The organism is Vibrio sp. S12_S33, assembly GCF_963889785.1.
GTDB lineage: Bacteria > Pseudomonadota > Gammaproteobacteria > Enterobacterales > Vibrionaceae > Vibrio > Vibrio aestuarianus.
The window spans coordinates 76,755-92,031 of record NZ_CAWPQZ010000011.1 but is presented as its reverse complement, the minus strand read 5'-3'; the positions used below and the strand labels follow the sequence as shown (position 1 = coordinate 92,031).

The window sequence follows — 15,277 nt, the reverse complement described above, 5'->3', positions numbered from 1 at the left end:
AATCTTACTTGATGGCGTGATACAGGTCACGTGTTAAGCGAACGAATGCTCAGTTTTTTTTCTGCAACTTTTGGCTGACATCAAACTGTAAGAAATCAATGGCATTTGTAGTTAACAAGGTTGCTATACTCATTATGAAAACGCATGCTTTATGAATCAAAATCATGACTTTGGTATAAAACATGCCGCATCAAACAGACAATGAGTATCAACACGAGTTTGCAGCAGTATCGAGCGATCGAACCACAACCATGCACACATTGCTCGTCACATCTCTGCAAGCATCTTTATGTTAAGCACGCTGCACCGCAGCAAGGAGACGCTTATGGGCGATACCGACCGGAAACTGTTTGTACTGGATACCAATATCCTGCTTCATGAACCTCTAGCCATATACTCCTTTCAAGAACATGACGTCGTCATTCCAATGACTGTCTTAGAAGAACTTGACCGCATCAAAGACAGCAAGCGCGATGTAGCACGTGATGCAAGGGTTGCCATTCGCGCCCTAGAGCACTTATTTCACGATGCAACACCGGATGAAATCACCGAAGGTATTCCTTTCTCAAAAGAAGCGACTTCAACTGGCACCATTTCTATTTTGGCCGATTTTGAGCTGCAAGAAACCGTTAAAGCCTTTGCTGATAAAGCGGGTGATAATCGCATTCTCAATGCTGTACTTTACCTACAAGCCAAACGAGCACCGCGCTCTGTCGTGCTACTCACTAAAGACATCAACATGCGCTTACGCGCGAAAGGTGCAGGTGTGCGCTATGTTGAAGACTATCGTACCGACCAATTAATTGACGACGTACAGTATCTCACTAAAGGCTTTCAAATTCGTGAAGGTAATTTCTGGGATAGCGTCGATGAGGTAGAAAGCAAAACCTTAGGCGGAAAAACTTTCCACACATTAGATAAAGCCCCTTTTGACCCGACGTTTATCAATCAATATGTTATTGATGAAGAGAGTGAATTTGCGGCCCGCGTACACCAAATTGATGGTGACAAAATCACCCTGCTCGATATCAGCCGAGAACGAATACTGCACCGCAAAGCTTGGGATATTACTCCGAAAAATGTTTATCAAGGGATGGCATTAGATGCCCTACTCGACCCAAGCATTGACTTAGTTATCCTCACCGGGGCGGCCGGTAGTGGTAAAACACTACTCGCCATGGCAGCCGCACTTGAGCAAACCATAGAGAAAAAAATGTTCGATAAGATCATTGTCACCCGTAACACACCTGATATTGGCGAATCGATTGGTTTCTTACCCGGCACAGAGGAAGAGAAAATGATGCCGTGGCTCGCCGCGGTCACCGATACCCTCGAAGCTCTGCACAAAAACGATCACTGTACGGAAGGCTCGCTCAAGTACATCTGCGATAAAGCCAACATCCAGTTTAAATCGATCAACTTTATGCGTGGTCGCTCAATTCAAGATGCCTTCGTTCTGCTCGATGAGTGCCAAAACTTAACCGCGTCGCAAATCAAAACCATCATCACACGCTGTGGTGAAGGCACCAAAATTGTCTGCTCTGGCAATCTAGCGCAGATCGATTCCCACTACTTAACCCCAGTTACTTCGGGTTTAACTTATATGGTTGAACGCTTCAAAAACTTTGAAGGAAGCGCCAACATTCACTTAAATGGTGTAGTTCGCAGCCGCTTAGCTGAGTTCGCCGAAGAGAATTTATAATCACATTTGGCGAGATATTATTAATATTTCGCCATTTATTTAAAATAATTATTCACAAATTCAGCATTTATATGTTTTACTAAAGCCATTCTTCACTCACATCTTAGGACTGAGATATGGCTTTTAATTTACGTAACCGCAACTTTCTCAAACTGCTCGACTTTACGCCGAAAGAGATTCAATTCTTACTCGACTTATCAGCCGAACTGAAAAAAGCCAAATATGCAGGCACCGAACAGAAAAAGCTGCTCAGCAAAAATATCGCACTCATTTTTGAAAAAGCCTCGACTCGGACCCGATGTGCCTTTGAAGTGGCTGCTTTTGACCAAGGTGCACAAGTCTCTTATATCGGCCCTTCGGGATCTCAAATTGGCCAGAAAGAGTCAATGAAAGATACCGCTCGCGTACTAGGTAGAATGTACGATGGCATTGAATACCGTGGCTTTGGACAAGAAATAGTCGAAGAGTTAGGTACACATGCAGGTGTTCCCGTTTGGAATGGCTTGACTAATGAATTCCACCCAACTCAAATTTTAGCTGATTTCCTGACCATGCTTGAGCACGGTCATGGTAAACAATTGCATCAAATGTCACTTGCTTACTTGGGTGATGCGCGTAACAACATGGGCAATTCCTTAATGGTAGGTGCAGCTAAAATGGGCATGGACATTCGCTTAGTGGCTCCAAAACAGTTTTGGCCCGAAGAAGCGTTAGTGGCAACTTGCCAAACCATTGCCAAACAGACTGGTGCTAAAATAACCCTCACTGAAAATGTCAAAGAAGGTGTGAAAGGGTGTGATTACCTTTACACCGATGTTTGGGTTTCGATGGGCGAAGCTGCTGATGCATGGGATCAACGTGTCGCTCTGATGACACCTTATCAAGTAAACATGGATGTGATCAAACAAACTGGCAATCCACACGTCAAATTTATGCATTGTCTACCGGCTTTTCATAATGATGAAACCGCAATTGGTAAAGAAGTGTCTGAAAAATACGGAATGAAGGGCTTAGAAGTTACCGAAGAGGTCTTTGAGTCAGAATACTCGATCGTATTTGATGAAGCAGAAAACCGCATGCACACCATCAAAGCGGTAATGGTTGCCACGCTCGGCGCTTAAAAAACTAGGCAACAATGGAGCGAAGCCTGATGAACTTACATTCGTAATGTGTGATTGGGGTGAGCGAAAATAGCTAACGCAGCGACAGTGTCAAAGCGGCTTTTAATCCTCAAAATCATTGGTGCTGTCGCAAGGCAGCAAGAGAACGAAGCCCGATGAGCTTACATGAGTAAGTGATTTGGGTGAGTGAAAGCAGCTAACGCAGCGACAGTGCCAGTGATGAAGAGGATTGTGAGGTAATCGCTTGCGCTCACACAACGAAAGCGTATAATTCTCTGCGATTTATCTGAGGGGTAGCCATGAAGCTGAACGTTGTTATTCACATCTACAACGCAATTCGATTCAACATGAGTAAGTTCTTTTGCTTATTGGGCTTACTATTTTCACCCTCTTTTGATTTTTAAAGCCTCCCTTATTGGGGGGCTTTTTTGTGGCTGTTAGAAAATTATAGGGAATAAGATCATGGTGAATTCGCTTTATCAAAAGAACATTATCTCGATTCCAGAACTGTCTCGTAATGAGCTGGAACTGATTGTCAAAACCGCTGGCCAACTGAAAGCAGAACCCAACCCGGAACTTATTAAAAATAAAGTGGTGGCGAGCTGTTTCTTTGAACCATCGACACGTACTCGCCTCTCCTTTGAAACGGCAATTCAGCGCATTGGTGGCAGTGTGATTGGCTTTGACAATGGCGGCAACACTTCATTGGCTAAGAAAGGTGAAACGCTGGCTGACTCGGTGCAGGTGATTTCATCTTACGTGGATGCGTTTGTGATGCGCCACCCACAAGAAGGGGCAGCTCGTTTAGCTTCTGAGTTTTCTCATGGTGTGCCGGTTATCAATGCTGGTGACGGTGCTAACCAACACCCAACACAAACACTACTTGATTTGTTCACCATTGCCGAAACTCAAGGCCGTTTGGATAACCTCAACGTTGCTTTCGTTGGTGACCTAAAATATGGCCGTACAGTGCATTCTCTGACTCAAGCCTTAGCCAAGTTTAATAACATTCGCTTTTTCTTTGTCGCTCCTGAAGCGCTAGCTATGCCGGATTATATTTGTGAAGAGCTTGATGAAGCTGGCATCCAGTACAGCTTGCATACTGATATTGAGAGTGTGATCCCTGAGTTAGATATCCTATATATGACTCGTGTTCAAAAAGAACGCTTTGATGAATCAGAATATGCGCATATTAAGTCGGCATACATCTTGACCGCTTCAATGTTAAAAAATGCTCGTAATAATATGAAGGTGTTGCACCCTCTACCTCGTGTTGATGAAATCACCACCGATGTCGATAACACCCAACACGCTTACTTCTTCCAACAAGCAGAGAATGGTGTTTACGCCCGCGAAGCTTTGCTTGCTCTTGTGCTTAATGACACCCTGTGATCGAGGAGACCTATCATGACTAAAGAAACTCAGTTACAGGTTGAAGCCATTAAAAATGGTACCGTGATTGACCATATTCCTGCTCAAATTGGCATCAAGGTTCTAAAATTATTTGATATGCATAATTCAAATCAGCGTGTAACCATTGGTTTGAACTTGCCATCTTCTGCACTTGGCGTCAAAGATTTGCTGAAGATTGAAAATATCTTCATCAATGAAGAACAAGCCAGCAAGCTGGCGTTATATGCCCCACATGCAACCGTCAATCAAATAGAAAACTATCAAGTCGTAAAAAAATTAGCACTTGAACTGCCAGAACAAATTAATGATGTGTTCTCTTGCCCAAATACCAACTGCATTACACACGATGAACCCGTAGAAAGCAGCTTTAAGATTTTTGAGAAGAACAACGATATTCGTTTGAAATGTAAGTACTGTGAAAAAGTGTTCTCACGTGAAATCGTGACTGAACGTGAATAGTAAACTGGCTTGATTAGCCGCTATCAGTGCCCCATCATTGTGGGGCATTTTGCACTTTACCTACCGTTTTTTTAGAGGCAAACTGAGGCCTCAAATTCATATAAAACAGATGGAACATCATAATGACTAAAGTACTTCATACTGAATCAGCACCGGCTGCTATTGGCCCATACGTGCAAGGCGTTGACCTTGGTAATATGGTTCTTACTTCAGGTCAAATTCCTGTTAATCCAGTAACTGGTGAAGTATCCGTAGATATCGCAGTACAAGCGCGTCAATCTTTAGATAACGTGAAAGCGGTTGTTGAAGCTTCTGGCCTAACCGTTGCTGATATCGTGAAAATGACGGTGTTTGTAAAAGACCTTAATGATTTTGGTACCGTCAACGAAGTGTATGGCAAGTTCTTCGACGAGCACAATGTTGCTAACTACCCAGCGCGTTCATGTGTTGAAGTGGCTCGTCTTCCAAAAGATGTCGGCATTGAAATTGAAGCTATCGCGGTTCGTAAATAACCTCGTTGCTAAAAGTGACCTATGAATCATAGAAAAAAGGGCTGAAGAATTAAATTCTTCAGCCCTTTTTATGTTTGTGACCATTAACAATTAATGAGATGTCACTTGCTTGCCATTCAGCATTGCAACTTCTTCATCTAACTCAGCCAATTTGGCGATCATTTGCTCTCGGCATATTGTCGACAGTTCACGCGTATTTTCTTTGCTATAACCTTCAACACTAATTGGTGGCAGCATTTCAACAATGACGTGGCCGTTGTTCCAACGGTTCAGTTTAATGTCGTTGGTTGAACTGCATACGATAGGTATGATAGGCACGCCCGCGCCAATAGCCGCATGGAAAGCACCGGTTTTAAACGGCAATAAACCTCGTCCACGAGAGCGTGTTCCTTCAGGGAACATCCACACTGATACGTCACTTTTCTTGATACTATCAACTACTTGATCGATAGTGCCTTTCGCTTTACTGCGGTTTGCACGATCAATCAGTATATTTCCGGTGATCCAATAAAGCTGACCAAACAGTGGCATCCACACTAAACTTTTTTTACCAACCGTTACCACTTTCGGTGTCACCGCAGATGATACCGTAAACAAGTCCCAGTTATTTTGGTGGTTAGCAATGTAAATATGCTGACCACGGTTATACGCATTTTCTGGAATACGTAAGTCTAATTTAATGCCCATCACACGGGACATTCGGCCAAATAGACGACCAAAAGTAAATACGTGTTTTGGGTTACGAGGGCTCAGTAGGCAGTAGCCACACCCAAATACAAACATTACGACAGCAAAAATCGCAACGGCAAATAAACGCAAGAGTGCAATCATTCTTGTGCTCCAAAGAAATCGATAAAAAAAGCCGAAACCTTTGTTTCGGCTATAGAAACTGAATCAGTTCGGCTCTCGTATACGTTCAATATTCGCGCCAAGAGCAGAAAGCTTATCTTCAATCTTTTCGTAACCACGATCAATGTGGTAAATACGATCGACCGTCGTTTCGCCTTTGGCAATACAACCGGCAATCACAAGACTTGCAGAAGCTCGTAAGTCCGTTGCCATCACTTGTGCACCACTGAGTGATTCAACATCACCACAAATAACGGTGTTGCCTTCAACTTCAGCTTTGGCGCCCATGCGCATCAGTTCAGGAACGTGCATAAAACGGTTTTCAAAGATCGTTTCGGTGATCTTACCGCCGCCTTTGGCCATCATGTTGAGCAAAGTAAACTGTGCTTGCATGTCGGTTGGGAAACCTGGGTGCGGCGCAGTGCGAATAGAAACCGCTTTCAACTCTCGCCCCGTCATATCAAGACTGATCCAATCTTCTCCCGTTTCAACCTTGGCTCCGGCTTCTTCTAACTTCGCCAGTACCGCTTCAAGTAAGTGAGCATTGGTATTACGACATATTACTTTACCGCGAGAAACAGCCGCTGCAACAAGAAACGTTCCCGTTTCAATGCGGTCTGCAACCACTGAATGCTGGCCACCACCTAAGCGCTCAACACCTTCAATGGTAATGGTATCACTACCTGCACCAGAGACTTTCGCCCCCAACTTGTTCAAAAACAGGGCGGTATCGACAATTTCCGGCTCACGAGCCGCATTATCTAAAATCGTTTTGCCTTCAGCTAACGTTGCAGCACACATGATAGTGATAGTCGCACCTACGCTAACTTTATCCATGACAATATGAGCACCTTGCAAACGACCATCAACACTGGCTTTTACATAACCGTCTTCCAGTGTAATAGTGGCACCCAACTGTTCTAAACCGTGGATATGTAAATCAACAGGGCGAGCACCAATAGCGCAACCACCAGGCAATGATACTTGACCATAACCAAAACGAGCCACTAATGGACCTAGTGCCCAGATTGACGCGCGCATGGTTTTCACCAAGTCGTATGGTGCGCAATATTCATTGATTTCACTTGGATCAACATGCACTGAACCATTACGCTCTACTTTTGCGCCCAAACGCTTAAGCAGTTCCATGGTGGTATCAATATCACGCAGGTGAGGGACGTTCGCCACATCAACGGGCTCAGAGGCCAGGATAGACGCAAATAAAATAGGTAGTGCAGCGTTTTTTGCACCTGAAATGGTCACTTCACCTTGTAATGGCTGGTCTGACCCAATAACTCGAAACTTTTCCATCAATAAACCTTACAGCGACATCAACTTTTTATCACGAGCCCACTCATCTGGTGTGAACGCTTTAATAGAAACTGCGTGAATGTCATTTCTTTGAATGTACTCCATCAGTGGAGCATAAATAAGTTGTTGTTTCTTAACTCGGCTCATGCCATCAAAACAAGCATCAACAGCGATCACTTCGTAGTGACTACCTTCACCTTTGACATGAATTTCTTGAAGGTTAAGAGCCTCATCTAACAACTGTTGTACTTTTGCGCTATCCACAATGTTCCCCTGCTTAATTCTTTATGTGTTGAGCTATCAGACTTTCGACGTTACTCAATTGGAATAGTGTGCGCAGTTGCTCTGGCACGAAACTGAACATTATATGACAGTTTCGTTTTTTTGCATGCTCTATTAGGTGGATTAACATCACCATTCCGGCAGAGTCTATACGTTCAACCTGCTTTAACTCAACATCAAGCGTCGATCCAGCTGGTGTCCACTGTTTGATAAATTTCCATAAATCAGGTACATGCTCTCTATCTAAAGCACCAGATAGTGCGACAGATTGAGAACTCAACGGCTGCCATTGGCTATGACTCATTGTTGTTTACTCTCGAAACGAATCGGTTGTTCTGCAAGTTGTTGTAATTCCTTTGCAACAGATAAAATGCCTTCTTGGCGAATTTTTCCACTCCATTCCGACTGTTTGCTCGATAATAAGCTGATCCCTTCCGCCGACATATCAAAAGCTAACCAATCACCATTCTTTTCTTTACGTAAAGTAAATTCGAGTTTGATGTTAGGACGCGGTGTATCAATGATATCCACTTTGACATTCGTAATTCGCTTATCATCGGCAATGGGTTGCTCTGGTTCAAACTCAATGGTTTGATCACTATACTGCGTCAACACTTGAGCGTAAGAACTCACCAAATAAGAACGGAACGCGGTAATAAATACAGCAACATCATCACGCTTTGCGCCTTTCAGGTTCGGACCTAATAATTTGAGCGCTGCATATTGCTCATTGATATAGGGCATAAACTCTTGTTCAACAATCTCTTTTAGATAATCTGGATTATTGTGAATAGCTCCTTGTTCCGCTTTTAAGCGCGCAAAAGCAGTTTCAGATACCTGTTTCATCATCGTATATGGTTGCGTTTTATCAATACTAGTCGCTTGAACACACATAGAGCTCATCAGAGTGAATAACAAAATTAAAGTTCGCTTTAGCATTTATATTACTCCTTGCTCTTATTGTCAGAGCTACCACCAACGCTATACAGCACTTGACCTATTAAATCTTCCAACACTAAGGCTGATTTTGTATCTTCAATCAAATCACCCTCTTTTAGCATTTGTTCATCTTCAAACACAAAGCCGGGAACCAGCCCAATGTATTGCTCACCAATCAAGCCTGAGGTGAGAATTTTGACGCTCGATGTTTCAGAGAACTGATCGTACTGGCTATTGATCGCCATAGTCACAACTGGTAATAAACTCTCTTTATCTAGAGATATGTTTGAGACTCGCCCCACAACAACACCACCAACTTTGACGGGTGAGCGAACTTTCAAACTACCGATATTATCAAATTCAGCTTTTAAAGAATAAGTATCGTTTGAGCCCAATCCTTTTACGTCAGCAACCTGAAAAATCATTACCAGAATTGCGCAAATTCCTGCCAGCACAAAGCTGCCGACCCAAAGTTCTATTTTTCGTGTTTGCTGCATGATTAATTCCCAAACATCAATGCGGTAAGTACAAAGTCTAGCCCTAATACAGCTAAAGACGAATGTACAACAGTTCGTGTTGTGGCACGGCTGATCCCTTCAGAAGTCGGAATCGCGTCGTAACCATTAAATAATGCAATCCAAGTGACAGTAATCGCAAACACTGCGCACTTGATCATGCTGTTACCAATATCTTGTCCTAGCTCCACCGATGACTGCATCGCCGACCAAAAACTGCCGTGATCAATGCCTTTCCAATCAACGCCAACAATCTGACCGCCCCATATGCCAACAGCCATAAAAATCATCGCCAGTAAAGGCATCGAGATCAACCCTGCCCATAAGCGTGGTGCAATCACTCGTTTTAGTGGGTCAACAGCCATCATTTCTAAGCTAGAGAGCTGCTCTGTTGCTTTCATTAATCCAATTTCAGCGGTCAACGCTGAACCCGCCCGTCCAGCAAACAAAAGCGCTGTCACGACAGGCCCCAATTCACGCAGTAACGAAAGCGCAACCATTTGGCCTAAACTGCCTTCCGCACCATAGTCGACTAAAATGACATACCCTTGCAGGCTGAGTACCATACCGATGAACAACCCCGAAACCACAATGATTGCAAGTGATTGAACGCCAACACTGTAGAGCTGTTTCATTAATAGAGGGAAATTTTGAATTGGCCTAGGGCGACCAGAAAGTGCGCCAAATAACATCAAGCTCGCTTTACCAAACGCCTGGCAAAACTGAAGCGTACTACGTCCAAGCCCTTCAACCCACTGAGCAAAACTTGTCATCATTAAAATAAGTCCTTTTCTAAGCTCTGAGCCGGAAAGCGAAATGGAACAGGACCGTCCGCCTCACCTTGTAGAAATTGCTGTACGCGTGGATCACTATTTTCTAGCAGTTGTTGTGGAGTTCCTTTGGCGATCACTTTTCCATCAGCTAATAGATACACCCAATCAGCTATACTCATCACCTCAGGTACATCATGCGATACGACAACAGAGGTAACTCCCAAGGCTTGATTAAGATTACGGATAAGCTCAACAAGCACTCCCATGGTAATAGGATCCTGACCGACAAAAGGCTCATCGTACATGATCAGTTCAGGGTCAAGCGCAATCGCTCGGGCTAATGCCGCCCTTCTTGCCATCCCACCAGACAATTCACTTGGCATTAAGAATGCCGCGCCGCGCAGACCAACGGCCTCGAGTTTGAGCAACACTAACGTTTTAATCAGTGGCTCATCTAATTGTGTGTGTTCACGTAATGGGAATGCGACATTATCAAAAACATTTAAATCGGTGAACAGCGCTCCAGACTGAAATAGCATGCTCATTTTTTTACGAGCTTGATAAAGCTTCTTACGGCTCAGCGTTGGTATATTTTCACCATCAAACCAAATTTCACCTTGTTCAGGGAATAGCTGCCCACCGATTAAACGCAATAAAGTGGTTTTACCAATACCGGATGGCCCCATAATGGCGGTAATTTTTCCTTGTGGAACATTGAGGCTCACATCATCAAAAATTACCCTTCCCGAACGAGAGAAGGTCAAATGATTTATCGTGACAAGGTCGGTCATTGACATAATTCGTGTTTCACAATTTTATTCGCCTCAAAAATGATGGGTAATCATAAGCATAAGACAGCAGAATTAAAAGCACTGTTCAATTACATCCTAAAGGAAAGGTTAACCTTTCGCCAAAATAATCTTTTACATAATTTAATGATGGATACACAAGTAAACACCTCATTGAACGTAATTAATTAGATCTTCGACTTCCCTTTTAGTAGCCAACACGTCAAAATTAGCGGTTAATTGTCTCGTTTTTTCATTCATTTCATTAATTAGGTATCATCATGATCGAAGCCATTGTGTTTCTCAGCGTAGGTTTGGTTTTCTTAGTTTGGAGCGCAGACAAGTTGGTATTTGGTGCAGCAGCCTTGGCGCGCAACGTTGGAATATCACCTTTAGTTATCGGTATGACGATTCTTGCGATGGGCTCTTCTGCACCTGAAATGATGGTATCTGCCACTGCGGCATTAGAAGGCAAAACAGATACCGCCGTCGGCAATGTACTTGGCTCCAACATTGCCAATATTGCTCTTATTCTTGGTATTACCGCATTAATTAAACCGCTGTCAGTAAGTTCGCCCGTTATTCGTCGTGAACTACCACTAATGATTGGGGTCACATTACTGTCTGGCGCTCTGCTTTGGGATAATCATTTAGGCTTTTACGAAGGCGCACTACTGTTCATTCTTTTTGCTGCGTTTATTATTACGATGCTGCGCATTAGCCGTAACGAACAAAAAAATGGCGACACATTATTAGATGATCAAGAGTCAGAGATTCCACAAGGTGTCAGTAATTTAAAAGCGGCAATGTGGGTCGTCGTTGGCCTTATTATTCTCCCGATTGCCGCAAGCGTCCTGGTCGATAACGCGGTGATCATTGCGAAATACTTCGGTATGAGTGATCTAGTTATTGGTTTAACGATCATAGCTGTCGGAACGAGCTTACCTGAGCTCGCCGCTTCGCTAGCTAGTGTGTTAAAGGGCGAAGATGATATGGCGGTAGGCAACATTATTGGCTCCAACGTTTTCAATATTTTAGCGGTGATGGGCATACCTGGCCTTATAAATCCTTCCATGCTCAGTGAATATGCTATGGGGCGTGATTTTTGGGTCATGCTTGGCGTATCCTTGCTACTTGTTATTATGGCTTTAGGTAAATCTCGTAGTATCAACCGCTTAGAAGGTTGCGTTTTGCTACTGATCTTTATCGGGTACCAAGCTTACCTACTTATGAATATGACCGCTTAACCAATTCTGGAGTTTAGGATGTCGAATCAGTTTGATTATCGCAGTGTTGCCAAGCAAGTACTTGCCACTGAAGTTGCCGCCTTACAACAGTTAGAGCAGTACTTTAATGATGAATTCTGCCATGCCTGTGAGATGATTTTGGACAACAGTCACGGTAAAGTTGTCGTCATGGGGATGGGGAAATCAGGTCACATCGGTAAGAAAATAGCCGCTACGCTCGCCAGTACGGGCACATCTGCTTTTTTTGTGCACCCAGGAGAAGCTTCACACGGTGACCTTGGCATGATCGAGCGTGGCGATATCGTTATCGCGATTTCCAACTCTGGAGAATCTTCAGAAATTTTATCGCTCATCCCGGTCTTAAAGCGCCTCAATATTCGTATTATCAGCATGACAGGTAACCCACAGTCAAACATGGCAAAACTGGCTGACCTGCACCTACAAATTACCGTGCCAGAAGAAGCATGTCCGCTCGGCTTGGCACCGACCTCTAGTACTACCGCAACACTTGTAATGGGTGATGCACTCGCCGTTGCACTATTACAGGCACGCGGTTTTACCGCTGAAGATTTTGCGCTGTCTCACCCGGGCGGAGCATTGGGACGTAAACTATTACTAAAACTGTCCGATATCATGCATACAGGTACAGCCCTTCCTATCGTTCAGCCACAGGCATTGATTCGAGATGCACTGCTAGAGATCAGCCAAAAGGGCTTAGGTATGACCGCAGTTGTCGATGCAAAGATGCAGCTTATCGGAATTTTTACCGATGGCGATTTGCGCCGTATTTTGGATAAACGCATTGACATTCATAGCGCGACTATCAGTGAAGTCATGACGCAAAAACCGACAGTTGCCGAACCCAATATGCTTGCAGTTGAAGGGTTAAACTTGATGCAAGATAAGCGAATTAATGGTTTGATGCTGTGTGAAAACGGTAAACTGGTGGGAGCGTTGAACATGCATGATTTACTAAAAGCAGGAGTCATGTAATGACAACGATGGTTAATACTCCCTATAGTACGGCATCTCAAGACATCTTGAATATCGCCAAGCAAATCAAACTGCTGATTTGTGATGTGGATGGCGTATTCTCTGATGGTTTAGTGTATATGGGTAATCAAGGTGAAGAGCTAAAAACCTTCCATACTCGTGATGGCTACGGCGTAAAATCATTGATGAATGCGGGGATCGAAATCGCAATAATCACTGGTCGGCAGTCGCAGATTGTCGAAAACCGCATGACTGCTTTAGGCATCAAACTGATCTATCAGGGCCAAGATGATAAAGTAAAAGCCTATCAAGATATTTGTCAGAAGTTGAATATATCACCAGAATATACTGGCTATATTGGTGATGATCTGATTGATTGGCCTGTAATGGAAAAAGTCGCACTTAAGGTTTGTGTAGCTGATGGACACCCATTACTGCTCCAAAAAGCAAACTACATCACTACAATTAAAGGTGGTCATGGTGCGGTACGTGAAGTGTGCGACTTGATTTTGCAAGCACGTAACGAGTTAGAAGTACACAAAGGCTTAAGCATATGAGTTTGTCTCGAGTCCTCTATGTGATATTGATTTTTATCACATCTTGGTCTGCATATTATTTACTCGATAAAGAGCAAAAACCTGATATTCAAGTTGCACCCAACTTGGAACTGCCTTTGTTTAGCGGAAAAAACCTCGACAATGTCTCGTACAACGAGCAAGGTATTCGCAGCTACGTAATCCTATCTACGCATTTAGAGCATTACTCAAAAAGTGGCGATACTATTTTTCAATATCCGATCTTAAAAGTGTTCCGTGAAGGCACTACTCAAGAATGGGAAATTACCGCTAAACGTGGTGTGTTAGATGAAAAGCATGTACTAACTCTTTATGACGATGTGCTTGCAAAAAACCTATTACCTGATTCTGGTTTTGATTCGCTCTCTACCATTAAGATGAGTATTCAACTGGATAATCGAGATTTTTGGGCTGATAACCAAGTCGACTTGGTTGGACCGCAATTTGAAACAATAGGACAGGCGATTAAAGGCAATTTTGCTGAAAACGACGCTGTTCTTTATAACCATGTACAAGGTAGATATGAAACTCTTACACCTTAGTCTTATTGCTTGTTTCGCTATTTCTGGCAACGCCTTGGCACTGGCAACAGACAGCCAACAACCAGTTTATATTGATTCTGACAGCCAACAACTCGACATGAAAAGTAATCGCGTTACTTTTTTTGGTGATGTGAAGCTTAAACAAGGCAGCATCAATATGAATGCGGACAAAGTGATAGTGATCCGTGATCCAAAAGATGGCACCATTCAAGAAATTGAAGGATACGGTGATCTCGCTACATTTTCACAGTTAACCGATGACGGTAAAACCTTGTACGGTGAAGCGAAAGAGCTGTATTACAAAATGGTTGATGACCAACTAACCATGATAGATCAAGCAATGCTTTCACAAGATGATAGCATCATCCGTGGCACCAAGATTCGTTACAAAATTTCATCACAAAAACTGATGGCTGACGGTAACTCTAATGAAAGAGTTTCGACGGTACTTCAACCACAAGCGACGAAAACTCAAGAATAATTATGGCCATACTCAAAGCAGAACATTTAGCGAAAAGCTATAAAAAACGCAAAGTGGTTTCCGATGTAAGTTTACAAGTGGAATCAGGGCAAATCGTTGGGCTACTTGGCCCTAACGGTGCAGGAAAAACGACATCGTTCTACATGATCGTCGGCCTTGTCGCGCGCGATGAAGGCAAAATCAGTATTGATGATCAAGACATTAGTATTCTACCAATGCATAGCCGTTCACGTTTAGGGATAGGCTATTTGCCACAAGAGGCCTCTATTTTCCGCAAATTGTCGGTGGAAGACAACATCATGGCTGTATTAGAAACTCGTGAAGAAATGACCCGCGAGCAGCGTCAGGACAAACTAGAAGACTTACTTGAAGAGTTCCACATTCAACATATTCGTCACAGCGCAGGTATGGCGTTGTCCGGTGGTGAACGTCGTCGTGTTGAAATTGCGCGCGCTCTCGCTGCAAACCCACAATTCATTTTGCTTGATGAGCCTTTTGCGGGTGTTGACCCTATCTCGGTTATCGATATTAAAAAGATCATCGAACATCTGCGTGATCGCGGTTTAGGCGTTCTAATTACCGACCATAACGTTCGAGAAACATTGGATGTATGTGAAAAAGCCTATATTGTAAGTCAAGGACGTTTAATCGCAGAAGGCACGCCGAATGACGTGCTTAATAATGATGAAGTAAAACAGGTTTATCTCGGCGAACAATTCCGTCTCTGATTCAAATTCCGTCTATGATTAAGTAGAGAGTGACATCAATTCTAAAA

Annotated in this window: 19 protein-coding genes; 11 read left to right on the top strand and 8 right to left on the bottom strand. The window is 43.4% G+C overall.

The window, feature by feature from the left end; all coding sequences use genetic code 11:
- The first annotated feature begins 325 nt into the window (after positions 1-325).
- From AACW06_RS07635 to AACW06_RS07615, 5 genes are all read left to right on the top strand, one after another.
- Positions 326-1,702, top strand: coding sequence for a PhoH family protein (locus AACW06_RS07635; protein ID WP_192074615.1), 1,377 nt, complete (start codon positions 326-328; stop codon positions 1,700-1,702).
- 116 nt (positions 1,703-1,818) lie between these two features.
- Positions 1,819-2,823, top strand: coding sequence for an ornithine carbamoyltransferase (argF, locus tag AACW06_RS07630; protein WP_192074614.1), 1,005 nt, complete (start codon positions 1,819-1,821; stop codon positions 2,821-2,823).
- Positions 2,824-3,285: 462 nt separating this feature from the next.
- A complete protein-coding gene (pyrB, locus tag AACW06_RS07625) occupies positions 3,286-4,215 on the top strand; it encodes an aspartate carbamoyltransferase (RefSeq protein ID WP_192074613.1) in 930 nt (309 codons plus the stop codon).
- Between the two features lie 15 nt (positions 4,216-4,230).
- Positions 4,231-4,695 (top strand): aspartate carbamoyltransferase regulatory subunit, encoded by a 465-nt coding sequence (gene pyrI, locus AACW06_RS07620; RefSeq protein WP_192074612.1) that lies wholly within the window; start codon positions 4,231-4,233, stop codon positions 4,693-4,695.
- A 122-nt stretch (positions 4,696-4,817) separates the two neighbouring features.
- Positions 4,818-5,207, top strand: a complete 390-nt coding sequence (locus AACW06_RS07615; RefSeq protein ID WP_192074611.1) for a RidA family protein — start codon at positions 4,818-4,820, stop codon at positions 5,205-5,207.
- Between the two features lie 90 nt (positions 5,208-5,297).
- Here AACW06_RS07615 and AACW06_RS07610 read toward each other — a convergent pair whose 3' ends face one another.
- From AACW06_RS07610 to mlaF, 8 genes are all read right to left on the bottom strand, one after another.
- A complete protein-coding gene (locus AACW06_RS07610; protein ID WP_053309455.1) occupies positions 5,298-6,038 on the bottom strand; it encodes a 1-acylglycerol-3-phosphate O-acyltransferase in 741 nt (246 codons plus the stop codon).
- A 63-nt stretch (positions 6,039-6,101) separates the two neighbouring features.
- Complete coding sequence (murA, locus tag AACW06_RS07605) at positions 6,102-7,367, bottom strand: UDP-N-acetylglucosamine 1-carboxyvinyltransferase (protein WP_192074610.1); 1,266 nt, start codon at positions 7,365-7,367, stop codon at positions 6,102-6,104.
- Positions 7,368-7,376: 9 nt separating this feature from the next.
- Positions 7,377-7,631 (bottom strand): BolA family iron metabolism protein IbaG, encoded by a 255-nt coding sequence (gene ibaG / locus AACW06_RS07600; RefSeq protein ID WP_053309457.1) that lies wholly within the window; start codon positions 7,629-7,631, stop codon positions 7,377-7,379.
- A 13-nt stretch (positions 7,632-7,644) separates the two neighbouring features.
- A complete protein-coding gene (locus AACW06_RS07595; protein WP_176245545.1) occupies positions 7,645-7,953 on the bottom strand; it encodes an STAS domain-containing protein in 309 nt (102 codons plus the stop codon).
- Positions 7,950-8,588: an MlaC/ttg2D family ABC transporter substrate-binding protein gene (locus tag AACW06_RS07590; protein WP_192074609.1), complete on the bottom strand. Its 639-nt coding sequence runs from the start codon at positions 8,586-8,588 to the stop codon at positions 7,950-7,952. Before AACW06_RS07590 ends, AACW06_RS07595 begins: the two co-directional genes overlap by 4 nt.
- A 5-nt stretch (positions 8,589-8,593) precedes the next feature.
- Positions 8,594-9,085 carry an outer membrane lipid asymmetry maintenance protein MlaD gene (gene mlaD, locus AACW06_RS07585; protein WP_053309460.1) on the bottom strand — a complete coding sequence of 164 codons (492 nt, stop codon included), beginning with the start codon at positions 9,083-9,085 and terminating at the stop codon, positions 8,594-8,596.
- Between the two features lie 2 nt (positions 9,086-9,087).
- Positions 9,088-9,879, bottom strand: coding sequence for a lipid asymmetry maintenance ABC transporter permease subunit MlaE (gene mlaE / locus AACW06_RS07580; protein WP_192074608.1), 792 nt, complete (start codon positions 9,877-9,879; stop codon positions 9,088-9,090).
- Positions 9,879-10,673 carry a phospholipid ABC transporter ATP-binding protein MlaF gene (mlaF, locus tag AACW06_RS07575; protein ID WP_053309462.1) on the bottom strand — a complete coding sequence of 265 codons (795 nt, stop codon included), beginning with the start codon at positions 10,671-10,673 and terminating at the stop codon, positions 9,879-9,881. Before mlaF ends, mlaE begins: the two co-directional genes overlap by 1 nt.
- A gap of 272 nt (positions 10,674-10,945) precedes the next feature.
- Here mlaF and AACW06_RS07570 point away from each other — a divergent pair, with 272 nt between their 5' ends.
- From AACW06_RS07570 to lptB, 6 genes are read left to right on the top strand one after another with little or no spacing between them, the layout of a single operon-like run.
- Positions 10,946-11,911, top strand: a complete 966-nt coding sequence (locus AACW06_RS07570; protein ID WP_192074607.1) for a calcium/sodium antiporter — start codon at positions 10,946-10,948, stop codon at positions 11,909-11,911.
- An 18-nt stretch (positions 11,912-11,929) separates the two neighbouring features.
- Positions 11,930-12,904 carry an arabinose-5-phosphate isomerase KdsD gene (kdsD, locus tag AACW06_RS07565; protein WP_192074606.1) on the top strand — a complete coding sequence of 325 codons (975 nt, stop codon included), beginning with the start codon at positions 11,930-11,932 and terminating at the stop codon, positions 12,902-12,904.
- Entirely contained in the window at positions 12,904-13,461 is a 558-nt protein-coding gene (gene kdsC / locus AACW06_RS07560; protein ID WP_192074605.1) for a 3-deoxy-manno-octulosonate-8-phosphatase KdsC, read from the top strand. Before kdsD ends, kdsC begins: the two co-directional genes overlap by 1 nt.
- Positions 13,458-14,021 carry an LPS export ABC transporter periplasmic protein LptC gene (gene lptC / locus AACW06_RS07555; RefSeq protein ID WP_192074604.1) on the top strand — a complete coding sequence of 188 codons (564 nt, stop codon included), beginning with the start codon at positions 13,458-13,460 and terminating at the stop codon, positions 14,019-14,021. Before kdsC ends, lptC begins: the two co-directional genes overlap by 4 nt.
- A complete protein-coding gene (gene lptA / locus AACW06_RS07550; protein ID WP_192074603.1) occupies positions 14,002-14,502 on the top strand; it encodes a lipopolysaccharide transport periplasmic protein LptA in 501 nt (166 codons plus the stop codon). Before lptC ends, lptA begins: the two co-directional genes overlap by 20 nt.
- Positions 14,503-14,504: 2 nt before the next feature.
- Positions 14,505-15,230 (top strand): LPS export ABC transporter ATP-binding protein, encoded by a 726-nt coding sequence (gene lptB, locus AACW06_RS07545; protein WP_053309468.1) that lies wholly within the window; start codon positions 14,505-14,507, stop codon positions 15,228-15,230.
- Positions 15,231-15,277 lie beyond the last annotated feature (47 nt).